Genomic DNA, 20,639 nt, shown 5'->3' with positions numbered 1-20,639 from the left:
TCTCAGACCTTCACACGCGGATCGACGACGGCGTACAGTAGGTCGATCGAGAAATTGATCAGCACGTAGATCGCCGCGATCACGAGCAGCGCGCCCTGGATCACCGGATAGTCGCGCCGCAGCACCGCGCTCACGACCAGGTTGCCGACGCCCGGCAGGCCGAACACGGTCTCGGTGATGACGGCGCCGCCGATCATCAGCGCGACCGTGAGGCCGATCACCGTGACGATGGGCACCAGCGCATTGCGCAGCGCATGCTTGAGCACCACCGTGCTTTCGCTCAGGCCCTTGGAGCGCGCGGTGCGTACGTAGTCTTCGCCCAGCACGTCGAGCATCGAGGCCCGCGTGAAGCGGATGATGAGCGCCGAGTTCAGCAAGCCCAGCACCGTGGCCGGCAGCACCAGCGCATGCAGCCGCTCGGCGAACGGCGCATCGGGCGCGCCATAGCCCGACACCGGAAACCACCCGAACGACACCGCAAAGATCTGGATCAGCACGATGCCGAGCCAGAAGCTCGGAATGCTCGCGCCCAGCATCGCGATGCCGGTGAAGAGCTGGTCAACCATGCGCCCGCGAAACACGGCCGAGACGATGCCGCAGGGCACGCCGATCAACGCCGCGATGGCCACGGCCATCAGCGCAAGCAGCGTGGTGGGTTCGGAGCGCTCCCACAGCGCTTGCGTCACCGGCCGCTGCAGGAAGATGGAGGTGCCGAGGTTGCCCTGCAGCACTTCGCGCAGCCAGTAGCCGAACTGCACGGGCAGCGGCTTGTCGAGCCCGTATTCCTTCTGCACGCGGGCGATGTCGGCCGCGGTGGCCTGGTCGCCCAGCAGCACCGAGACCGGATCACCCGAGGCCGCGCGCGTGAGCACGAAAACGAGCACCGCCACGATGGCGAGCACGACGAGCATGCCGGCGGCGCGCGAGGCGAGATAGCGAAACATGAGTGGTTGGCTCCGTGGCGACCCGGGGGCTTACTTGATTCTTGCGTTCCAGAAGAACGGCCACGTCGCGGGCTGGTAGTTGTCCAGCGCCGGGCTCTTGGCCGACAGGCCGTTGAACTTGCCGACGTTGATGTACGGCACTTCTTCGTAGACCACCTGCTGCACCTTGCCCCACAGCGCGCCGCGCTTGGCCGGATCGCTCTCGACATTGAAGGCCTGCAGTGCCGACTTCTTGGCGGGCGAATCCCACCAGCCGGGCGCGCCGTCGCCGAGCTGCGGCGGCGAGAGCATCGGCTCGGGAAACTGGCCCGAGTGGGTGACGTAGATGTCCCACAGCTTCGGGTCGTTGCGGCGCTGCACCAGCGTGGCCCAGTCGACCACGTTCAAATCGACCTTGAAGCCGGCGCGCTTGAGCTGCTCGGCCATCAGGAGCGACATGTTGTAGTGAAAGTCGTACTGGCGGCTGGTGAGCACGCGGATCGGCTCGCCCTTGTAGCCGGCCTTGGCCGCGGCCTCCTTGGCCTTGGACGCGTTGCGCTCGTTGTAGAGCGTGGTGCCGGCGGTCGAATAGAACGGCGAGCCCTTGGGGAAGTGGTTGCCTTCGGCGACAAAGAAGCGCGTGTCGCCGAAGCCGGCAGCGAGCATTTCGCCTTCGCCGAGCGCGGACTGGATCGCCTGGCGCAGGGCCTGGTTGGCGGCCACGCCTTCCTTGGTGTTGAGCACGAGGTACGGAAAGCCGAACGACGGCGTCATGATCGGCACGGTCTTGCCGCCGGACTTCTCGAGCCGCGGCAGGGCCTCGACCGGCAGCAGGTCGGCAAAGTCGTACTGGCCGGCCAGGGCGCCTTCGACCCGCGTGCTGGCGTTGGGCACGGGCACGAAGCGCAGTTCTTCGATGGCGGCTTCGCGCTTGCCGCCGTAGCCGCTTGCCGGCTCCTTGCGCGCGGCGTACTTGTCGAAACGCGTGAGCAGCACGAACTGGTCGGGACGGCGCTCCTTGAACTTGTAGGGGCCGGTGCCGATGAACTCCTTCAGCGGCGAAGCGATGGAATCCTTGGCCATGATGGCCGCCATGCCGCTGGGCAGCGCGAGCTGCGAGAGCAGCGGCGCATACGGCGCCTTCAGCACGATCTCCACGCCCAGCGGGCCCTTGGCCTTGAGGCTCTCGATTTCCTTGCCCACGGCCTTGCCGCGCGGCGACTGGTCCATCCAGCGCTGCAGGCTGGCCACCACGTCGTCGGCGTTGAGTTCGCGGCCGTTGTGCAGCATCACGCCCTTGCGCAGGGTGATGGCGTAGCTCTTGCCGTCGGCGGAGATCTTAGGGCTGCTCTCGGCCAGCATGGGCACCACGTTCCACTTGGCGTCGAAGGTGTAGAGCGTCTCGTACACGTGCTGCATGATGGTTCCGACCAGGTCGGCCGTGGAGGCCATCGGGTCGAGCGTCTGCGGTTCGGCCACCATGGCCAGCGTGGCGAAGTTGCGCGGCCCCTGGGCATGCGCTTGCTGGTGAGGCAACGCGGCACACAGCATCGCGAGCAGGGAAGCGCCCAGCAGGCTGCGCTTCGACAGCTTCGGCAGGCGCTGGACAAGACCGGCGTGGAACATGGGGAACTCCTTCATGGGGCAGGCGGTTTGTGAAAGAAATTTTCTCTTCGGCCCGCACTTTGAAGCACTATCCATGCAAAATCATCCGTGTTAACCCTTGTTTGAGGGTTATTCTGAAAGAGATTTTCAGATTGGGCCGATACTTGCGATCCCCCTTTTTCTTCTTTGTCTTCACTTCAGGAGTCCTCTCATGCCGCTCGAATACCTCGGCGCCCCGCCCGTCGCCTCTGACCGCCAGGCACGTCCTTTCTCCCCGGCCGTGCGCGCCGGCGATTTCATCTACGTGTCGGGCCAGGTGCCTGCCAATGCCGAAGGCGAGATCGTGGTGGGCGGCATCGAGGCGCAGACGCGCCAGGTGATGGAAAACCTGAAAAAGGTGCTGGCGCTGGCCGGCGCCACGCTCGACGACGTCTGCAAGAGCACCGTCTGGCTGCAGGACGCGCGCGACTTTGGTGCCTTCAACCGCATCTACATGAGCTACTTCGGTGAAAACAAGCCGGCGCGCTCGACCACCGAAGCGCGGTTGATGGTCGACGCCAAGGTCGAGATCGACGTGGTGGCCTACAAGCCCAAGTAACTACAGCAGCAACTACAGCAGCTCGGTCTTGCGCTGGATGATGCGCGAGACCAGTCCGTATTCGACCGCCTCCGCAGCCGAGAGCCAGCGGTCGCGCTCGATGTCGGCCAGCACCACGTCGATCGGCTTGCCGGTTTCGCGCGCGATCTCGTGCGCGACGCGATGGCGGGCCTTGATGATTTCCTGCGCCTGGATCGCGATGTCGGTCGCCTGCCCGCCCGCGCCGCCGCTGGGCTGGTGGATCAGGAAGCGCGTGTTGGGCAGGCACACGCGCCGCTCGCGCGGCGCCGCCAGGTAGAGGTGCGTGGCGGCGCTGCCGACCCAGCCGGTGCCGATCATGTTCACCGGTGCGCTGATGAAACGCACGATGTCGTGGATGGCATCGCCCGACTCCAGGTGGCCGCCGGGCGAACTCACGAGGATGTCGATCGGTTTTTCGGGACTGTCGGCATCCAGCGCGATGAGCCGGCGCGTCACGTCGGCGGCCACCGCGTCGGTGATGCTGCCGAAAATCAGCAGCGTGCGCGACTTGAAGGCCTTCTCTTCCAGGTAGGAATTGCGCGGTTCCGCAGTGGCCGCGGGTGGGGTGTCGTCGTCGGTTTCCATGATGAAGCAGCGCTCCTGTGATTGAACGGCATCTTGCCGGACAGGCAGACAGTTTCGCGACATTGCAGGCACCGTGGCAAGCGGCAGCTGCAACTCAGCCGGCGAGCCGCCCCGCCACCAGCTGCAGCACGCGGTCGCAGCGCTTGGCGAGCTCCTGGTCGTGCGTGACCATCACGAAGGCCGTGCGGTGCTTGTGCGCCAGCTCGATCATCAGCTCGAACACCGTGTCGGCCGTGTTGCGGTCGAGGTTGCCCGTGGGCTCGTCGGCCAGCACGCAGGCCGGCTGCGTGACCAGCGCACGCGCAATGGCCACGCGCTGGCGCTCGCCGCCCGAGAGCTCGGCCGGGCGGTGGTGCAGTCGCTCACCCAGGCCCACGCTTTCGAGGATCTTCGTGGCCGCGGCCGCCGCCTGCGCGGGCGCCATGCGCCGGATCTTGAGCGGCATCGCCACGTTGTCGAGCGCGCTGAATTCGGGCAGCAGGTGATGGAACTGGTAGACGAAGCCCAGGTGCTGGTTGCGCAGCCGGCCCTGCTCGGCCGCATCGGCATGCGCGATGTCCTTGCCGAGCAGCTCGACCCTGCCGGCCGTGGGGCCGTCGAGCCCGCCCATCAGGTGCAGCAGCGTGCTCTTGCCGGAACCCGAGGCGCCGACGATGGCCAGCGTTTCACCGGCGCGCACGTCCAGGTCAACGCCGTGCAGCACGGTGAGGTCGATGCGCCCTTCATGAAAGCGCTTGGTGAGGCCGCGCGCCTTCAGCACCACGCCATTGCCCGGCGTGGCGGCATTTTTTTGTTCACTCATAGCGCAGGGCCTCGGCGGGGTTGACGCGGCTCGCGCGCCAACTCGGGTACAGCGTGGCCAGGAAAGCCAGGACCAGGGAAATGATGGCAATCGGCATGATGTCGCTGCGCTGCGGATCGCTCGGCATCTTGCTGATCAGGTAGATGTCCTTCGGCAGAAAGCTGGCATGGAAGAGCCGCTCGAGCGCCGGCACGATCACGTCGATGTTGTAGGCAATGCCCAGCCCCAGCAGCAGCCCGCCCACGGTGCCGATCACGCCGACCATCGCCCCCTGCACCACGAAGATGCCCATGATGCTGCGCGGCGAGCTGCCCAGCGTGCGCAGGATGGCAATGTCGGCGCGCTTGTCGGTCACGGTCATGACCAGCGTGGACACCAGGTTGAAGGCGGCCACCGCCACGATGAGCGTGAGGATGATGAACATCATGCGTTTCTCGACCTGCACGGCCGCGAACCAGGTCTTGTTCTGGCGCGTCCAGTCGCGAATGAGGAACTGGCCCGGCAGCGTGACGGCCATCTGGTCGGCCACCTCGCGCGCCTCGTTCAGGTCCTTGAGCTTGATGCGGATGCCGGAAGGCCCGTCGAGCCGAAACACGCGCTGGGCGTCTTCCTCGTGAATCATGGCCAGCGCGGAGTCGTATTCGTAGTGGCCCGAATCGAAGGTGCCCACCACGGTGAACTGCTTGAGCCGCGGCACCACGCCCGCGGGCGTGACCTGCCCGCCCGGCGCCACCAGCGTGACCTGGTCGCCCGGCTGCACGAACAGCGAGCGCGCCAGCTCGCCGCCGAGCACGATGCCGAACTGGCCCGGCACCAGCTTGTCGAGCGTGCCCTTCTGCGCCGTGGAGTCGATGTCGGTCACCTCGGGCTCGAGCTTGGGCACGATGCCGCGCACCAGCGTGCCTTTCATGTCCTCGCCGCGCGCGATGAGCGCCTGGGTGGCAATGAAGGGCGCAGCGCCGATCACCTCGGGGTTCTTGCGCGCGGCCGCCGTGATGGCGTCGATGTCGGGCAGTGCCTGCCCGTCGCGCGAAATGATCTCGATGTGCGACACCACGCCGAGCATGCGGTCGCGCACCTCTTTCTGGAAGCCGTTCATCACGCTCAGCACGATGATCAGCGCCGCCACTCCCAATGCGATGCCGAGCATCGACACGCCCGAGATGAAGGAGATGAAGCCGTTGCGCCGCGTCGCCCGGCCTGCGCGGGTATAGCGCCAGCCGAGCTGCAGTTCGTAAGGAAGTCGCATATTTTCAGTTTGAGCTCAGCCAGGTGCACCCGCCGGGTGCGCCCTCCAGTGGGAGGAGCGCCAAAGGCGCTTCGGAGGGCGTTTCATCCTAGCATCCCGGACAATAGGGAAATGGCCGAACCTCTCCCACGTCATCTGTTGATCCCCTTTGCCGGCCGCGGTTCCCCGGCATGCCGCGCGGCATTGCCTTCGCTTCGTCTGCCCAACCTCGAAGCACTGCTCTCCCGGCTCTCGCTGGCGGAGACCGATACGCAGGACGAAAGCACGCGCTCACCACCTCACGAACGGGCGCTCGCCAAGGCGCTGGGCATCTCGGCGCCCGACGGCTGCGTTCCCTGGGCCGCGCTGGAAGCCAGGCAGAGCAGCATCGCCGAACCCGGCGACAGCGAAGGCTGGGGCCTGGTTTCGCTGTGCAACTGGCAGGTGGGCATCGACGACGTGGTGCTGGGCGACCCGTCCGCCATCGAGATCGACGCCGCCGAATCGGCGGCGCTGCTGTCCGCCGCGCATCCTTTCTTCGAAGAAGACGGCATTGCCCTTCACCCCTCCGCGACGCCCGGCCGATGGTTGGCGCGCGCACCCATCTTCAATGGACTGGCCACGGCGTCCATCGACCGCGCAGTGGGCCATCCCATTTCGCAATGGTCCCCCCTGGCCGAAGCGGCGCGGCCGCTGCGCCGGCTCCAGAACGAAATGCAGATGCTGCTCTATACCCAACGCGTGAACGACGACCGCGCCGCCCGCGGCGTGCCGCCGATCAACTCTTTCTGGCTCAGCGGCACCGGCGCGCTGCAAACAGGCATTCCTCCGGCCGACACGACCCCGCCGACCGTGAGCGAAGCGCTGCGCGTGGCCGCGCTGCGCGACGACGGCCCGGGCTGGGCCGAAGCCTGGCACGCGCTCGATGCAAGCACCCTCGCCAGCCTGCTGGCCGACTACACCGCCGGTGCCGACGTCACGCTCACGCTGTGCGGCGACCGCGCGGCGCAGCGCTACGCGGTGCAGCAGCGCGGCCTGGTGGGCTGGGCCCGAAGCCTGTTCGACCGGCCGCGCGCCGCCAGCGTGCTCGAGGCCCTATGAAGATCATCGCCAGGGAGATCCCCCCCGCACGGTCTGGGCGCTCGAGCAGGCGGGCGTGCATCCCCTGCTCGCCCGCCTCTTCGCCGCGCGCGGCGTGCTTGCCAAAGACGAGCTCGACGACGGCCTGGCGCGCCTGTTGCCACCCGACACGCTGCACGGCGCGCGCGAGGCGGCGGTGTTGCTGGCCGATGCCATGGCACAGGACAAGCGCCTGTGCATCGTGGCCGACTACGACTGCGACGGCGCCACCGCCTGCGCCGTCGCCGTGCGCGGCCTGCGCCTGCTCGGCGCGAAGAACGTGAGCTACCTGGTGCCCGACCGCGTGGTCGACGGCTACGGCCTCACGCCGCCGATTGCCGAGCGCGTGGCCGACAGCGGCGCCGACATGCTGATCACCGTCGACAACGGCATTGCCAGCGTCGAGGGCGTGGCTGCCGCCAAGGCGCGCGGCCTGCAGGTGCTGGTGACCGACCATCACCTGCCGGGCCCCGAACTGCCGGCCGCCGAGGTGCTGGTGAATCCCAACCAGCCCGGCTGCGGCTTCGAGAGCAAGAGCATCGCCGGCGTGGGCGTGATGTTCTACGTGCTGCTGGCGCTGCGCTCCGAACTGCGCGCACGCGGCCTCTTCACCGCAGCCACGCAGCCCAAGCTGGACGTGCTGCTTCCTCTGGTGGCGCTGGGCACCGTGGCCGACGTGGTGAAGCTCGACGCCAACAACCGCCGCCTCGTCGCGCAGGGCCTTCGGCGCATTCGCGCCGGTGCGCTGCCTGCGGGCATTGCGGCGCTGTTCAAGGCCGCGGGACGCAACGCCGCGGTGGCCACCACCTTCGACTTCGGCTTTGCACTCGGCCCGCGCATCAATGCGGCCGGACGGCTGGCCGACATGACGCTGGGCATCGAATGCCTCTTGACCGACGATGCCGGACGCGCCGACGAACTGGCGCGCATGCTCGATGGCATCAACCGCGAGCGGCGCGACATCGAGGGCGGCATGCGCGACCAGGCGCTGCTGCTGGCTGAGTCGCTGTTCGGCCCCACGGCCGATGGCGGCGAGGCACCTCCGGCCGCCATCAGCGTGTTCGATGCCGACTTTCACGAGGGCGTGGTCGGCATCGTGGCCTCGCGCATCAAGGACCGTTTTCATCGCCCGACCTTCGTGTTTGCCGCGAGCGGCGCGCCGGGCAAGGCGCATGAGCTCAAGGGTTCCGGCCGCTCGATTCCGGGCTTTCACCTGCGCGATGCGCTCGACCTGGTGGCCAAGCGCCACCCGGGCGTGCTGCTGCGCTTCGGCGGCCACGCGATGGCAGCCGGCTGCACCGTCGCGCGCGAGAAGTTCGAGGTGTTCGAGCAGGCGCTGGCCGAAGTGGCGCACGAGTGGCTCGACGCCGCCACCCTGACGCGCCGCCTCGACACCGACGGGCCGCTGGCCCGCGAGTACATGCGCATCGACCTGGTCGACACGCTGCACCGCGAGGTGTGGGGCCAGGGTTTTGCCCCGCCCACCTTCAGCGAAGAGGTGGAGGTGGTGTCGCAGCGCTTGGTGGGCGAGAAGCACCTCGCGCTCAAGCTGCGGCACCAGGGGCAGCCGGTCGACGGCATCTGGTTCGGCCATACCGATCCGCTGCCCGCGCGCGTGAAGCTGGCCTTCCGGCTCGATGCGGACGAATGGCAGGGCGTGCGGCGCGTGCGCTTCCTGGTCGAAGGCGCGGAACTGCCCTAGCGGCGCCGGTTGCCCGTCAGCGGCGCTCCTCGTGCGAAGCCTCGGCCTCCACGATCTGGTGCAGCACCTTGCCGGGGTCGGTGCGCTCGGTCAGCGCCCTGACCTCGCTGTGCGACTCCTGCGGCACCTCCATCTTTTCCGCCATGCGGGTGGCGAGGCGCAGCAAGGCGGTCATCTCGCGCTCGTTCAGCAGGTTGATCTGCAGGTCCAGGTGGTGCCGGCGCTCGCTTTCTTCGGCAGACATGTTCTGGCTGATCAGGATCATGATCGCCAGCACGATGGCCTCGATGGAAACCAGGCAGAGCAGGAAGGTGAAGGGATAGGGATCGATCTGCCAGACAAACTGGTTGAGCAGGATCCATGCGGCAAAGAAGGCCAGGTTCCACCACAGGAAAGCCACCGTTCCGCAGTAGCGCGCTACGCGGGAGACCAGCCTGTAGAGCAGCGGCTTGGCGCGCCGGTTTTCTTCTTCCAGCCTCAGAATCGACTCGATGTTCCGGTGCGTCAGTGCCTGGAGCGAGGGATGCTTGCGGCGGGGCGGCCGGTGCGGCTTGCCGTTGCCACTGCTGCTTTCGCCGTTGCCATTGCGTTTGCCGGCGGATTCCTTCGTGTCCTTTTCAGGCTGCATCGCCCCTGCTCCAGAGTCGGGAAGCCATGACAATGCGCACGCCGCCATGGCCGGTGCGTAGGCGTGCATCGTTACCCTTTGCAAGCGAAGCGGAAATCGCCGCGCGACACGGCGGGCGCGCATTCGAGACGGATTCCTACGCGAGCCGAGCCCCGGAGTTTTACGGTGGTCGTTCACATGAGGAGCCCAAGCACCATGAAATCGACCACCGCATCCCCCTCCGGATCCGCCAAATCCCGAGGCGCAGCCCACACGGCCTCCAGGCACCGCGCGGTTCAGCGTGCACAAGACGCAAAGGACAGCGCAAAGCCGGCCTCCAGGAAATCCAGCCAACCCGCTCAAGCGGGGCCGCGGTCCCAGCCGGTCAATCCCATGCCGGCGCAGCACCTCCGCAAGCCGGGCGTGGAAGCGGAGATGGCGCTGCGGCCCCGTTTCGAGGCGCCGGATTACAAGGGCAGCGGCAAGCTCGAGGGCATGACGGCGCTGGTGACGGGCGGCGATTCCGGCATCGGCCGCGCGGTGGCAGTGCTCTACGCACGCGAAGGCGCCGACGTGGCCATCGTCTACCTGGAAGAAGACCAGGACGCCGAGGAAACGCGGCGCCATGTCGAGAACGAGGGCGCGCGCTGCATCATGATCAAGGGCGACGTCTCTGACCCGGCGTTCTGCCGCGAGGCGATCGACAGGACGCTCGAGGCCTTCGGCAAGCTCGACATCCTCGTGAACAACGCGGCGTTCCAGTTGCACGCGGCTTCGATCGAGGACATCACCGACGAGCGCTTCGACCTCACGCTCAGAACCAATGTCACCGGCTACTTCCAGATGGCGCGCGCCGCGGTGCCGCACCTGCGCCAGGGCGCGTCGATCATCAATACCGGCTCGGTCACGGGCCTGGAAGGAAGCGCCCACCTGCTCGACTACTCGACCACCAAGGGCGCCATCCACGCATTCACCAAGTCGCTGGCCAGCAACTTGCTGCCCAAGGGTATCCGCGTGAACGCGGTGGCGCCCGGACCGGTATGGACCCCCTTGAACCCCGCCGACAGCCCGCCCGAAAAGGTGAAGGACTTCGGCAAGCACACCGACCTGCAGCGACCGGCACAACCAGAGGAACTGTCTCCCGCCTATGTGTTCCTTGCGGCGCCGAGTTGCGCCAGCTATATCACCGGCATCGTGCTGCCGATCACGGGCAGCGTGGGCGGGATCTGAGGCCCGCAGTTGACCCGGGAGAGCCTTCAGCTTTCGGGCGACGAATCGGCGTGCGCCGGCGGGTGCCTGGAAGGCACCTTCACACCGATGGCGGCAAGAAGCTTCTGCAGCGTCCGGGAGCGCGGCAGGTCGCGCATGAGCGGCGGTATCGAAATGGCGAGCAGCAACGCCGCGAGCGGCACCACGCACACGAAGCCGATAGAGCTGAAACCGAGCGCGCCGACGATGCCGCCCAGCACGAACATGCCAATCAGCCCGCCCGCCATCCGCATCCTCCGGCGGTCGTGCCGAACCATGGCATGCGCCGGCGTGGCATGCCGGTTCCAGTAGATCAGCTTGCCCAGCTCCATGCCCATGTCGGTGATGTTGCCCGTCATGTGGGTGGTGCGGACGCTGCCTCCGGAGGTCTTGGAGCCGACCGCGTTCTGCAGGCCCATGATGAAGGAGAGCAGCAGCACAGTGAGCGGCACGGCAAACGGCGTCGACCAGGTCAACGTGATGGCGCCCATCAGGCCGAACGGAAACATGAGTGCCGCCTCGAGCAGCAGCGGCACCGCGTAGACGCTGCGCAAGCGGTGCTGGCGGCCCCAGTTCACGAGAATTGCACAGACGGCCGCGCCCGACAGAAACGCGAGGATGGCGCCCAGCGCGTTCAACAGGAGCTTCGTGTTGCCGAGCACCAGCCCGTCCGCAAACTGCGACGCGAAGCCCGTCATGTGCGAGGTGTACATGTGCAGCATCAGGAAGCCCCCCGCATTCACCGCGCCGGCATTGAAGGCCAGCAGCAGGCCGAGCACCCGGTTTGTGGAAGGGGCGCGGTGGCGGTGGGTCAGGAAGCGTAGTCTGCGCATCGGCATGCAGCGTGCGCCTGAACTCTAGCACCTGATGAAACGGGCGCGGCCTTTGCGTACCACGGTTCGGCTGCCCAAGGCCCTGAGGAATGTTCTGATTACACTTTGCGCCGGCCCGCGTTGTACATGCGTGTTCTCATCTTCAAGGGTTTCAAATGAAAATCTCGGCTCTCCTGATTGCCACAGCGCTCGCCGCCTGTGCCCTGCCCGCCGCGGCACAGGTCTCGGTCAATATCCATGTGCCTGGCCTGATCCAGGTCGCACCTCCCGCGCCCCGCTACGAGCCCATGCCAGGGCCGCGCGCAGGACAGGTCTGGGTGCCCGGTCATTGGCGGTGGAACGAACGCGCCTACGCCTGGCGCTCCGGCTACTGGCAGGCGGCTCGGCCCGACCACGCGTATGCACCGGGCCGATGGGTCCAGGCAGACGGTGGCTGGCGATGGATGGAGGGCAACTGGCGGCGCGCGGAGCAACCGCACCATGCCGAGCGCGAAGGCCATGGCGGTGGTGGTCACCACTGCCCACCGGGACAGGCCAAGAAGGGCCGTTGCTGATCCCCAGTGGGGAAATGTATGGTGCCGCTTGTCGGAATCGAACTGACGACCTTCCGCTTACAAGGCGGGTGCTCTACCAACTGAGCTAAAGCGGCACGGAATTCTCTTTACGGATTTTAACGGGGCGGCAGAAGCCGCCCTTTCAGGTCCGTCCTGCTGTTGTCCTATTTCACGCGCTTGAGCGACGGACGGCTGCCGCCTCCGGCCGGCGGGCGCGGCGGCTCGTCGTCGGGGTCGACGGGCGAGCCGATGTCGTTGCCGCCATCGGCCGCTTCGTCCGTCACGAGGTGAACGATCTTGCTGGCATCGCCCTCGCTACCGCGCGACGCGTCGCGCAGCGGCATGCGGGCAGGCCCCTGGACTGCCGGCACACCGCCTGCCGGCGATGCGGCGCCACTGCCATCGGCATTGCTGCCGGTGGGTACAGGCGCCGGAAACGCCATGCCTTGGCCGTTCTCGCGCGCGTAGATGGCAATCACCCGGCCCACGGGCACGACGATTTCGCGCGCGCTGCCCGCAAAGCGGGCCTTGAACTCGATGAAGTCGTTGCCGAGCTTGAGCGAGCTGGTCGCGTCGAAGCTGATGTTCAGCACGATCTCGCCGTTTTTCACGTACTCGCGCGGCACCTGGACGGTGTCGTCGACCTGCACCGCAACATAGGGCGTGAACCCGTTGTCGGTGCACCATTCGTACAGCGCCCGGATGAGGTACGGGCGGGTGGAGGACGACTCGAGCGCGTTGATCATGAAAGCAGCGGAGAACGGTTGGACGCAGTCTTACTTGCGCATGACCTTTTCGGACGGGGTGAGCGCTTCGATGTACGCGGGGCGCGAGAAGATGCGCTCGGCGTACTTCAGCAGCGGCGCCGCATTCTTGCTGAGGTCGATGCCGTAGTAGTCCAGGCGCCAGAGCAGCGGCGCAATGGCCACATCGAGCATCGAGAAGTTGTCGCCCAGCATGTACTTGTTCTTGAGGAACACCGGGGCAAGCTGCGTCAGGCGGTCACGAATGTGCGCGCGGGCCTTTTCGAGCGCCTTCTCGTTGCCCTTGGTCGTGCGGTTCTCGAGCGTGGCCACGTGCACGAACAGCTCCTTCTCGAAATTGAGCAGGAACAGGCGCACGCGCGCGCGGTCGACCGGGTCGCCGGGCATCAGCTGCGGATGCGGGAAGCGCTCGTCGATGTACTCGTTGATGATGTTCGATTCGTACAGGATCAGGTCGCGCTCGACCAGGATCGGCACCTGGCCGTACGGGTTCATCACGCCGATGTCTTCGGGCTTGTTGTAGAGATCGACGTCGCGGATTTCGAAGTCCATGCCCTTCTCGAACAACACGAAGCGGCAGCGGTGGGAAAAGGGGCAGGTCGTTCCTGAATACAAGACCATCATGGCGAGAGACTCCTAAAAATCAAAAAGAGTGGGTCGCGTTGGCAACCCACTCTGTGGGACCGGGCGCGCATGGCGTCCGGTCGGCGTGGACGGAACTACTTGACGTCTTTCCAGTACGAGGCGTTCAGTCGCCACACGAAAAGCAACGACATGAGCAGGAACAGCAGCACCCACACGCCGATGCGGATGCGCGTGTTCTGCGCCGGTTCGGCCATCCATTGCAGGTAGCTCACCAGGTCGCCGACCGCCGTGTCGAACTGCAGCGGCGTCATGGTGCCGGGGGTGACTTGCTCCCAACCCTTGAACACTTCGGTCTCGTGGCCATGCTGCACGACCTTGCTGTAGACCGGACGGCGTTCGCCTTGCAGCTCCCACAGCGGATTGGGCATGGCGACGCTCGGGAACACGAGGTTGTTCCAGCCGGTGGCCTTGGTGTCGTCCCGGTAGTAGGTGCGCAGGTAGGTGTACAGGTAGTCGGCACCGGTACCGCCGTGGCCGGCGCGCGAACGTGCCACCAGCGTCAGGTCGGGCGGCGTGGTGCCGAACCAATCCTTGGCCTGGCGCGCGTCGATGTTGGCCTTCATGGTCTCGCCGACCTTGTCGGTCGCGAACAGAAGGTTGTCCTTGATCTGCTGCTCGGTGATGCCGATGTCCTGCAGGCGGTTGTAGCGCATGAAGGCTGCCGAATGGCAGTTCAGGCAGTAGTTGACGAACAGCTTGGCGCCGTTCTGCAACGAGGCCACGTCGGTGGTCTTGTTGGGCGCCTTGTCCCAGGCAAGGCCGCCGGACTCGGCCGATGCGGCTGCGGAGAAGGTCAGGCCCAATGCCAGGCCCACAACCGCGAGCCAGCCAGAAATGCTTTTCTTCATCGTGTTTCTCTCAAGCTCTCTTGGGCTTTTCAGTGGGCGGCGAAGGTCACGCGGTCGGGCACGGTCTTGAACTCGCCCTTGCTGCTCCACCACGGCATGAGCAGGAAGAAACCGAAGTAGAAAAGCGTGCCGATCTGCGAAATGGTCTGCGCGATGTCCAGCACGAACGAACCGATGACCAGGTTGCCCCAGACGCCAGGCGCCTGGATACCCAGGTAGCCCAGGATCAGGAAGAGGAACACGAAGACGCCGTAAACATACTTGTGCCAGCTCGGACGGTAGCGGATCGACTTGACCTCGCTCTTGTCCAGCCAGGGCAGGAAGAACAGGATGATGACCGAGCCGCCCATCACGAGCACGCCCCAGAACTTGGCGTCGAAGGCCTTGAGCAGGAAGATCGCCACGGCCGCCACCACGACGAGCGCGATCTTCAGTGCCGTGCTCGACTTGCCCTTGACGAAGTTCAGCACGGCGGCCAGGCCGATGATCAGCGCGAACACGTTGACCATGTCGTCGGTGGTTGCGCGCAGCATCGAATAGAACGGCGTGAAGTACCAGACCGGAGCGATGTGGTTCGGCGTCTTGAGCGAATCGGCCGGAATGAAGTTGTTGTACTCGAGGAAGTACCCGCCCGCTTCCGGCGCGAAGAAGATCACGGCCGAGAAGATGGTGAGGAACACCACCACGCCGAAGATGTCGTGCACCGTGTAGTACGGGTGCGAAGGAATGCCGTCGAGCGGATGGCCGTCGGGGCCGCGGTTGGCCTTGATCTCGATGCCGTCGGGGTTGTTGGAACCCACTTCGTGCAGCGCGATCAGGTGGGCCACCACGAGGCCCAGCAGCACCAGCGGCACGGCAATGACGTGGAAGCTGAAGAAGCGGTTGAGCGTGGCGTCGCTCACCACGTAGTCGCCGCGGATCAGCAGCGCAAGGTCAGGGCCGATGAAGGGAATGGCGGCGAACAGGTTCACGATCACCTGGGCGCCCCAGTAGCTCATCTGGCCCCAGGGCAGCAGGTAGCCCATGAAGGCCTCGGCCATCAGGCACAGGAAGATCGCGCAGCCGAAGACCCAGATCAGCTCGCGGGGCTTGCGGTAGCTGCCGTACATGAGGCCGCGGAACATGTGCAGGTAGACCACGATGAAGAACGCCGAGGCACCCGTCGAGTGGATGTAGCGGATGAGCCATCCCCAGGGCACGTCGCGCATGATGTACTCGACCGAAGCGAACGCCTGGTTCGCATCGGGCTTGTAGTGCATCACGAGGAAGATGCCGGTCACGATCTGGATCACCAGGACCAGCATCGCGAGCGAGCCGAAGATGTACCAGAAGTTGAAGTTCTTCGGCGCGTAGTACTTGCCCCACTGGTCGTTCCAGAGCTTGGTCAGCGGGAAGCGGTTGTCGACCCAGTTGAGCAGCTTTTCGCCCGTGGGCGCATTGGGGGAAATTTCGTGGAATTCAGCCATGTTCTTCTTCTGCCTCAGGCCTTCTTGGAGTCTTCACCGATCAGGAGCTTGGTGTCCGACAGGTACATGTGCGGGGGCACAGGCAGGTTGTCGGGCGCGGGCTTGTTCTTGAAGACACGGCCGGCCAGGTCGAACGTGGAACCGTGGCAAGGGCACAGGAAGCCGCCGTCCCAGTCGCTTGGCAGCGAGGGCTGCGGGCCGGACTGGAGGCGGTCGACCGGCGAACAGCCGAGGTGGGTACAGATGCCCACCACCACCAGCACGTCGGGCTTGATCGAACGGTGTTCGTTCTGCGCGTACTTGGGGGTGAATTCGTCGGGGTGCCGCTTGGAAAGCGGATCGGCCAGCTGGCCGTCGAGCTTGGGCAGCCCAGCCAGTTGCTCGGGCGTACGCTTGAGGATCCACACCGGCTTGCCGCGCCATTCGACGGTGATCTTCTCGCCGACCTTGAGGCCTGCAATGTCCACCTCGACCGCAGCGCCTGCGGCCTTGGCCTTCTCGGAAGGCTGGAACGTACTCACAAAGGGAATCGCGGTGGCCACGCCTCCCGCTACGCCGGCACAGCTGGATGCGATCAACCACGTCCGCTTGCTTGTGTCGATCCGGGGGGAGCCGGAGGTCATGTCACTCATGGGGATCCTCTAAGTCTTCTTCGCTGGAGCAGGGTCAACCGGCGATTGTAGCGGGCTGTTGCGCGCATATTCAACGGCGCCGGCCGGAGCGTGTGCGAATGCCCATCTCGACCCCCCGCAAAGACCAATTAAGAACAATGAATTAATTTTGATTTGCAAGACATTTGGACACAAGGAATTGCACGCACATCGATTGTAAAAAAGGCTAACTTAGTTGCGGCACACTTCGCTAGCTGCTAATCTTGACGCAACTGTCAATTGCTAATTACGAGGATATCCGCCATGAAAATTAAGTCATTGGTTTCCGCAGCCTTTATTGCCGCCCTGGGTATTTCTTCGGCGCTGGCTCAAAACCCACCCCAGAATCCGCCACCCGTTCAAACGCCCGGCCCGCAGCCCGCCAGCGCCACGGGTGCAGCCAATTCTTCATCCGGCCGCATCACGGCCCAGCAGGCCGGGGGCGTCGCAGCCAGCGTCGGATTGGCCGCTGCCATTGGCAGCGGCAATGGCGGCAACAGCGGTGGCGGCAGCGGTACGGGCGGCACGAGCGGCACAGGCGGCACGGGCACGACCGGCACGAATTAATCGTGCGGGCCCTCCTGCCGGGAGGGCATTCGCTGAAGGCTCCGCGCGTTGGTCTCGCCACGCGACTTATTGAATGCTGTCTTTTGTCAGCATTTCTTTTGGGCGTTGGCGGCTGTTCTTCCGGATCTTCGGCCATGCTGGCCACGGCGCGGCATATCTATAGCGGCGGCGCCGCGGCGCCCGGGCCCACTTTCAACCCGAATTACCGTTACCTGCGCGTAGTCGTCGGCGGCCAGACGGTCTACATGGTGCTTGGCTACATCGACAAGCGCCCCGAAGGTGCCGTCGAGGTCTGGTACAGCAATGCCGGCGAAGTCGTCAGGCTGCTCGACGGGCGCCTCATGGGAACGACCGGCCTCACCACCGACTGGCGCGAGGTGCGCTTTTCCAGGCTGCCGGCGTGGGCCGACGCCGCGAACGCCTCGCAGCCCAGGGCCTATCAGCGTGAGCGCGACATGATGCCGGGCTACCGTTTCGGCATTCGCGACGAGATCGTGCAGACGCCCATTGCCGTGCCGCAGCAAGCCGCCGTGGCCGGCGCGGCCGCCTCGTCCTTGCGCTGGTACGAGGAGCGCAGCGTTTCGCATCCTTCGAGCGCCTCGCTGCCTCCCGCGCGCTTTGGCGTTTCGCAGGCGGGCGGCACGCCCCGGGTCGTTTATTCCGAGCAATGTATTTCCAATGACCTGTGTATGAGCTTCGAGCAGTGGACGCCTTCCCCCCCAGCACCCGTCGCAGCGGCGAGCGCTGGTACATGAGCAGTTTGCTTCCCCGTGGCTTTGGCAGACATCCCTGGCCCCTTCGCGCCGCGGTGGCCTGCGCACTGGCGGCGAGCTGCGCCGCCGGGGCCCAGCCCCTCGGCAGCAGCCCTGTCGACAACAAGACCCCGGCCAACGACGCCGACATCCGCCCCGGCGAGCGGCTGAGCGCCTGGCTGCTGCGCCAGCCGGCCGAAACCGCGGCGCCCGGGCTGGCTTGGCGCATTCCGCAGGAGCGCCTGGCGCAACAGTTTCTGAAGAACCAGCTGCTGCTGCGGCTCGACGCCGCCACCCGGCGCGCGCGCCCGGAACAACGGGGCCAGCGCCAGCAGCTGATCAAATGGCTGCAGGGCCTCCCCGTGACCGGCCGCGTCGCGCTCGGCATCGTCGACCCGCGCTGGCTCGAGGCGCATCCGGAGGAAGACCCGGTGCTGAAGGCCGGCCAGCAGCTCGTTGCGCCTCCGCCCGTCCTGAAGACGATCTCGGTCGTGCAGCCCGACGGGCAGCTCTGCCAGGTGGTCCACGAACCGGGGCGCACGGCATGGGACTACGTGACGGCCTGCGACCCCGGGGGCAAGCACGACTGGGCATGGGTCGCGCAACCCGACGGCCGCATCGCCCGCGTGGGCGTGGCGGGATGGAACGCACATCCCTCCGATGAACCGGCACCTGGCGCATGGGTCTGGGCAGCGCCTCGCGGCATGGATGACCTGAACGCGATTTCCGAGGGCCTGATCAAGTTTCTGGCCACGCAAGGGCCGTCGCCGCAAGGCGGCAACACGATGTCGGGAACGCCCGTTGCGGCAGTACCCGTTGCCGCTCCGGCAGAAGCCCCAGCCGCGCCCTCGGCCGAGGCCTCGCCCGCCCCTGTGGCCCCGGCACCGGCACCGGCCGATGCCTTCGCGCCGACCGCCATATCGGTCCGCCCAGAGGCGGCGCCGCAGTACCGCGCGCTCCAGTCCAGCGGCAACGACTGGGGCGAAACCGGCTTGCTGCAGACACCCACGGCCCGCATGGGCCAGGCGGGGGACATGCGCACGTCCCTCACGCATGTTTCGCCCTACACGCGGCTGAACGTGATGTTCCAGCCGCTGGACTGGCTGGAAGCGGGTTTCCGCTACACGTCCATCAGCAACCGGATCTACGGCATCGGCCTCAGCAACCAGGGCTACAAGGACAAGAGCATCGACCTCAAGGCGCGGTTGTGGAAAGAGTCGGCCTACCTTCCTGAAGTGGCCCTGGGCTTTCGCGACATCGGCGGCACCGGCCTCTTTTCGTCCGAGTACCTGGTGGCGAGCAAGCGCCACGGCGACCTGGATTTCAGCCTCGGCATCGGCTGGGGCTACATGGGAAGCAGCGGAAACATCGGTAATCCGTTCAATCTGCTGAGCAGCCGTTTCAAGACCCGCGTCAGCGAGACCACATGGGGTGGCGCCAACTTCGGCCGGCTCTTTCGCGGACCCGCCGCGCTCTTTGGCGGCGTGCAATGGCGCACGCCCTGGGACCCGTTGACGCTCAAGCTCGAGTACGAAGGCAACGACTACAAGAACGAGCCGCTCAACAACGCCCAGCCGCAGCGCTCGCCCTTCAATATCGGCCTGGAGTACCGCTACGCCCCCGGCGTGACTTTCTCGGCCGGCTTCGAGCGCGGAAACAAGGTGATGGTCGGCCTCACGCTGCAGACCAACCTCGCGACGATGCAGATGCCCAAGACGGCGGACCCTCCGGCGCCGCGCTTTTCGCCGACGCCCCCCACCACGTCACCAGGTTGGGCGGCGACCGCGGCCGATATCGAAAGCCGCACCGATTGGGCCGTTCAGCGCATTGCGCCGCAAGGCCCGATGCTGCACGTGTGGATCACCGAAAGCGCCACTGTCTACCGGAGTGCCCGGGTCGAGCAGATCATTGCCGTGCTGCATCGCGATGCGCCCGCTTCGATCAAGAATTTTGTTCTTCACTACTCGGAACGGGGCCTGGCGCTGCACGCGCAAGTGGTCGACCGGAACGAGTGGGTGACAGCGCACTATCAGGCGCAGGCGCCAAGTGAACTTCGGGCGGCGACCCAGCGCGACTATGCGCCCCCGCCGCTCGGCGCCGACGCACCCGCCCTCAATGTTGCGAAGGGCGCCGGCACTCCGGCTACGGCCAAGGAGGCCGCGGACGACAAGGCGCTGGCCCCATGGGAGCGCCCGGTGCAGAAGTTCAGCATCGGCCTCACGCCCAGCCTCGGCCAGATTCTCGGCGGCCCCAACTCCTTCGTGCTTTTCCAGGTCGGCGTGCAGGCGGTTGCGGAATACCGCTTCACGCCGAGCACCTGGGTCAACGGCGCGCTGAACCTGCGCCTCGTCGACAACTTCGACAAGTTCACCTATACGGCGCCCAGCAACCTGCCCCGCGTGCGAACCTTTCAGCGCGAGTACGTCACCTCGAAGCGGCTGACCATGCCGGTGCTTCAGCTGACCCACGTCGGCCGGCTGACGGACAACCAGTACTACAGCGTCTACGGCGGCGCACTCGAAAGCATGTATGCGGGCGTCGGCGGGGAATGGCTCTATCGCCCGTGGCGCAGCCGGATGGCGATTGGCGTCGACTTCAACCACGTGCGGCAACGCGACTTCGAACAGGACTTCGGCCTGCGCGACTACAAGGTCAACACCGGCCACGCAACCCTCTACTGGGACACCGGCTGGAACGGCGTCCTGGCCAAGGTCAGCGCGGGCCAGTACCTGGCGGGCGATCGCGGGGTCACCATCGACATCAGCCGCCGCTTCGACAACGGCGTGGTGCTTGGCGCCTACGTCACCAAGACCAATGTGTCGGCCAGGCAGTTCGGCGAAGGCAGCTTCGACAAGGGCATCTATCTTTCCATCCCCTTCGACGCGCTGCTGCCGCGCTCGAACAAGTTCACCGCCAATTTCGCGTGGGCGCCCCTGGTGCGCGACGGCGGTGCGCGACTGGCCCGGATCCACCCGCTCTACGAAATGACTTCCGCGCGCGACCCGAGCGCCTACAAGTTCGAGCCGCCCGACACTGGCAGCCCGAAGGCGGGCGACAACATCCTGAATTTCGAACGCCCACGGTGATCGGCGAGCGATTGCGCCCGGTTGCCCGGGCGCAAT

At 66.1% G+C, this 20,639-nt stretch carries 19 protein-coding genes, 1 tRNA gene and 1 pseudogene; 8 read left to right on the top strand and 13 right to left on the bottom strand.

Annotation, left to right across the window (positions count from 1 at the left end; genetic code table 11):
- Positions 1–2: 2 nt before the first annotated feature.
- Positions 3–944 (bottom strand): ABC transporter permease, encoded by a 942-nt coding sequence (locus tag ACJ7Z0_RS21785; RefSeq protein ID WP_431124128.1) that lies wholly within the window; start codon positions 942–944, stop codon positions 3–5.
- 30 nt (positions 945–974) lie between these two features.
- Complete coding sequence (locus tag ACJ7Z0_RS21780; RefSeq protein ID WP_434791496.1) at positions 975–2,549, bottom strand: ABC transporter substrate-binding protein; 1,575 nt, start codon at positions 2,547–2,549, stop codon at positions 975–977.
- A 190-nt stretch (positions 2,550–2,739) separates the two neighbouring features.
- Here ACJ7Z0_RS21780 and ACJ7Z0_RS21775 point away from each other — a divergent pair, with 190 nt between their 5' ends.
- Positions 2,740–3,126, top strand: coding sequence for a RidA family protein (locus ACJ7Z0_RS21775; protein ID WP_055803740.1), 387 nt, complete (start codon positions 2,740–2,742; stop codon positions 3,124–3,126).
- Positions 3,127–3,138: 12 nt separating this feature from the next.
- Here the strand turns inward: ACJ7Z0_RS21775 and ACJ7Z0_RS21770 are convergent, their stop codons facing one another.
- The 3 genes from ACJ7Z0_RS21770 to ACJ7Z0_RS21760 all read right to left on the bottom strand — a co-directional run bounded on the left by ACJ7Z0_RS21770 (position 3,139) and on the right by ACJ7Z0_RS21760 (position 5,783).
- Positions 3,139–3,732, bottom strand: coding sequence for an ATP-dependent Clp protease proteolytic subunit (locus ACJ7Z0_RS21770; protein ID WP_434791495.1), 594 nt, complete (start codon positions 3,730–3,732; stop codon positions 3,139–3,141).
- 94 nt (positions 3,733–3,826) lie between these two features.
- Positions 3,827–4,534: a lipoprotein-releasing ABC transporter ATP-binding protein LolD gene (lolD, locus tag ACJ7Z0_RS21765; RefSeq protein WP_431124134.1), complete on the bottom strand. Its 708-nt coding sequence runs from the start codon at positions 4,532–4,534 to the stop codon at positions 3,827–3,829.
- Positions 4,527–5,783 (bottom strand): lipoprotein-releasing ABC transporter permease subunit, encoded by a 1,257-nt coding sequence (locus ACJ7Z0_RS21760; protein WP_431124136.1) that lies wholly within the window; start codon positions 5,781–5,783, stop codon positions 4,527–4,529. The genes lolD and ACJ7Z0_RS21760 overlap by 8 nt, the downstream gene beginning before the upstream one ends.
- Before the next feature lie 111 nt (positions 5,784–5,894).
- Here ACJ7Z0_RS21760 and ACJ7Z0_RS21755 point away from each other — a divergent pair, with 111 nt between their 5' ends.
- Together ACJ7Z0_RS21755 and recJ are read left to right on the top strand one after the other, a co-directional pair.
- Complete coding sequence (locus ACJ7Z0_RS21755) at positions 5,895–6,863, top strand: hypothetical protein (RefSeq protein WP_434791494.1); 969 nt, start codon at positions 5,895–5,897, stop codon at positions 6,861–6,863.
- Positions 6,860–8,583, top strand: a pseudogene (gene recJ, locus ACJ7Z0_RS21750) (single-stranded-DNA-specific exonuclease RecJ). Before ACJ7Z0_RS21755 ends, recJ begins: the two are co-directional and overlap by 4 nt.
- 16 nt (positions 8,584–8,599) lie before the next feature.
- Here recJ and ACJ7Z0_RS21745 read toward each other — a convergent pair.
- Positions 8,600–9,211, bottom strand: a complete 612-nt coding sequence (locus tag ACJ7Z0_RS21745; RefSeq protein WP_434791493.1) for a DUF1003 domain-containing protein — start codon at positions 9,209–9,211, stop codon at positions 8,600–8,602.
- Between the two features lie 195 nt (positions 9,212–9,406).
- On the opposite strand from ACJ7Z0_RS21745, the gene ACJ7Z0_RS21740 reads away from it, so the two are divergent.
- Entirely contained in the window at positions 9,407–10,420 is a 1,014-nt protein-coding gene (locus tag ACJ7Z0_RS21740) for an SDR family oxidoreductase (protein WP_434791492.1), read from the top strand.
- A 26-nt stretch (positions 10,421–10,446) separates the two neighbouring features.
- Here the strand turns inward: ACJ7Z0_RS21740 and ACJ7Z0_RS21735 are convergent, their stop codons facing one another.
- Entirely contained in the window at positions 10,447–11,271 is an 825-nt protein-coding gene (locus tag ACJ7Z0_RS21735) for a YoaK family protein (RefSeq protein WP_434792706.1), read from the bottom strand.
- A gap of 155 nt (positions 11,272–11,426) precedes the next feature.
- On the opposite strand from ACJ7Z0_RS21735, the gene ACJ7Z0_RS21730 reads away from it, so the two are divergent.
- Complete coding sequence (locus ACJ7Z0_RS21730; protein WP_434791491.1) at positions 11,427–11,825, top strand: hypothetical protein; 399 nt, start codon at positions 11,427–11,429, stop codon at positions 11,823–11,825.
- Positions 11,826–11,844: 19 nt separating this feature from the next.
- Here ACJ7Z0_RS21730 and ACJ7Z0_RS21725 read toward each other — a convergent pair.
- The 6 genes from ACJ7Z0_RS21725 to petA all read right to left on the bottom strand — a co-directional run bounded on the left by ACJ7Z0_RS21725 (position 11,845) and on the right by petA (position 16,180).
- Positions 11,845–11,920, bottom strand: a tRNA-Thr gene (locus tag ACJ7Z0_RS21725).
- A gap of 69 nt (positions 11,921–11,989) precedes the next feature.
- Positions 11,990–12,571 carry a ClpXP protease specificity-enhancing factor gene (locus tag ACJ7Z0_RS21720; RefSeq protein WP_434791490.1) on the bottom strand — a complete coding sequence of 194 codons (582 nt, stop codon included), beginning with the start codon at positions 12,569–12,571 and terminating at the stop codon, positions 11,990–11,992.
- A 30-nt stretch (positions 12,572–12,601) separates the two neighbouring features.
- Positions 12,602–13,213, bottom strand: coding sequence for a glutathione S-transferase N-terminal domain-containing protein (locus ACJ7Z0_RS21715; protein ID WP_431124154.1), 612 nt, complete (start codon positions 13,211–13,213; stop codon positions 12,602–12,604).
- 95 nt (positions 13,214–13,308) lie between these two features.
- Positions 13,309–14,082: a cytochrome c1 gene (locus tag ACJ7Z0_RS21710; protein ID WP_434791489.1), complete on the bottom strand. Its 774-nt coding sequence runs from the start codon at positions 14,080–14,082 to the stop codon at positions 13,309–13,311.
- A gap of 29 nt (positions 14,083–14,111) precedes the next feature.
- The gene (locus ACJ7Z0_RS21705; protein WP_431124160.1) at positions 14,112–15,548 is read right to left on the bottom strand and encodes a cytochrome b; all 1,437 of its coding nucleotides are present in this window, start codon (positions 15,546–15,548) and stop codon (positions 14,112–14,114) included.
- Positions 15,549–15,562: 14 nt separating this feature from the next.
- Positions 15,563–16,180, bottom strand: a complete 618-nt coding sequence (gene petA, locus ACJ7Z0_RS21700; RefSeq protein WP_431124163.1) for a ubiquinol-cytochrome c reductase iron-sulfur subunit — start codon at positions 16,178–16,180, stop codon at positions 15,563–15,565.
- A 282-nt stretch (positions 16,181–16,462) separates the two neighbouring features.
- Here petA and ACJ7Z0_RS21695 point away from each other — a divergent pair, with 282 nt between their 5' ends.
- From ACJ7Z0_RS21695 to ACJ7Z0_RS21685, 3 genes are all read left to right on the top strand, one after another.
- Complete coding sequence (locus ACJ7Z0_RS21695) at positions 16,463–16,765, top strand: hypothetical protein (RefSeq protein ID WP_431124166.1); 303 nt, start codon at positions 16,463–16,465, stop codon at positions 16,763–16,765.
- Positions 16,766–16,899: 134 nt separating this feature from the next.
- Positions 16,900–17,520, top strand: coding sequence for a YjbF family lipoprotein (locus ACJ7Z0_RS21690; protein ID WP_434791488.1), 621 nt, complete (start codon positions 16,900–16,902; stop codon positions 17,518–17,520).
- Positions 17,517–20,603, top strand: a complete 3,087-nt coding sequence (locus ACJ7Z0_RS21685) for a YjbH domain-containing protein (protein WP_434791487.1) — start codon at positions 17,517–17,519, stop codon at positions 20,601–20,603. Before ACJ7Z0_RS21690 ends, ACJ7Z0_RS21685 begins: the two co-directional genes overlap by 4 nt.
- Positions 20,604–20,639: the final 36 nt, after the last annotated feature.

It is taken from the genome of Variovorax palleresanus (assembly GCF_051144945.1).
Taxonomy (GTDB): domain Bacteria; phylum Pseudomonadota; class Gammaproteobacteria; order Burkholderiales; family Burkholderiaceae_C; genus Variovorax; species Variovorax paradoxus_S.
This window is presented reverse-complemented; position numbering and strand designations above follow the sequence as displayed.

Excerpts from the sequence above, each read along its gene's own strand:
- ACJ7Z0_RS21785 (WP_431124128.1), bottom strand. The coding sequence starts at position 944 with ATGTTTCGCTATCTCGCCTCGCGCGCCGCCGGCATGCTCGTCGTGCTC.
- ACJ7Z0_RS21780 (WP_434791496.1), bottom strand. The coding sequence starts at position 2,549 with ATGTTCCACGCCGGTCTTGTCCAGCGCCTGCCGAAGCTGTCGAAGCGC.
- ACJ7Z0_RS21775 (WP_055803740.1), top strand. The coding sequence starts at position 2,740 with ATGCCGCTCGAATACCTCGGCGCCCCGCCCGTCGCCTCTGACCGCCAG.
- ACJ7Z0_RS21770 (WP_434791495.1), bottom strand. The coding sequence starts at position 3,732 with ATGGAAACCGACGACGACACCCCACCCGCGGCCACTGCGGAACCGCGC.
- lolD (WP_431124134.1), bottom strand. The coding sequence starts at position 4,534 with ATGAGTGAACAAAAAAATGCCGCCACGCCGGGCAATGGCGTGGTGCTG.
- ACJ7Z0_RS21760 (WP_431124136.1), bottom strand. The coding sequence starts at position 5,783 with ATGCGACTTCCTTACGAACTGCAGCTCGGCTGGCGCTATACCCGCGCA.
- ACJ7Z0_RS21755 (WP_434791494.1), top strand. The coding sequence starts at position 5,895 with ATGGCCGAACCTCTCCCACGTCATCTGTTGATCCCCTTTGCCGGCCGC.
- ACJ7Z0_RS21745 (WP_434791493.1), bottom strand. The coding sequence starts at position 9,211 with ATGCAGCCTGAAAAGGACACGAAGGAATCCGCCGGCAAACGCAATGGC.
- ACJ7Z0_RS21740 (WP_434791492.1), top strand. The coding sequence starts at position 9,407 with ATGAAATCGACCACCGCATCCCCCTCCGGATCCGCCAAATCCCGAGGC.
- ACJ7Z0_RS21735 (WP_434792706.1), bottom strand. The coding sequence starts at position 11,271 with ATGCGCAGACTACGCTTCCTGACCCACCGCCACCGCGCCCCTTCCACA.
- ACJ7Z0_RS21730 (WP_434791491.1), top strand. The coding sequence starts at position 11,427 with ATGAAAATCTCGGCTCTCCTGATTGCCACAGCGCTCGCCGCCTGTGCC.
- ACJ7Z0_RS21720 (WP_434791490.1), bottom strand. The coding sequence starts at position 12,571 with ATGATCAACGCGCTCGAGTCGTCCTCCACCCGCCCGTACCTCATCCGG.
- ACJ7Z0_RS21715 (WP_431124154.1), bottom strand. The coding sequence starts at position 13,213 with ATGATGGTCTTGTATTCAGGAACGACCTGCCCCTTTTCCCACCGCTGC.
- ACJ7Z0_RS21710 (WP_434791489.1), bottom strand. The coding sequence starts at position 14,082 with ATGAAGAAAAGCATTTCTGGCTGGCTCGCGGTTGTGGGCCTGGCATTG.
- ACJ7Z0_RS21705 (WP_431124160.1), bottom strand. The coding sequence starts at position 15,548 with ATGGCTGAATTCCACGAAATTTCCCCCAATGCGCCCACGGGCGAAAAG.
- petA (WP_431124163.1), bottom strand. The coding sequence starts at position 16,180 with ATGAGTGACATGACCTCCGGCTCCCCCCGGATCGACACAAGCAAGCGG.
- ACJ7Z0_RS21695 (WP_431124166.1), top strand. The coding sequence starts at position 16,463 with ATGAAAATTAAGTCATTGGTTTCCGCAGCCTTTATTGCCGCCCTGGGT.
- ACJ7Z0_RS21690 (WP_434791488.1), top strand. The coding sequence starts at position 16,900 with ATGCTGGCCACGGCGCGGCATATCTATAGCGGCGGCGCCGCGGCGCCC.
- ACJ7Z0_RS21685 (WP_434791487.1), top strand. The coding sequence starts at position 17,517 with ATGAGCAGTTTGCTTCCCCGTGGCTTTGGCAGACATCCCTGGCCCCTT.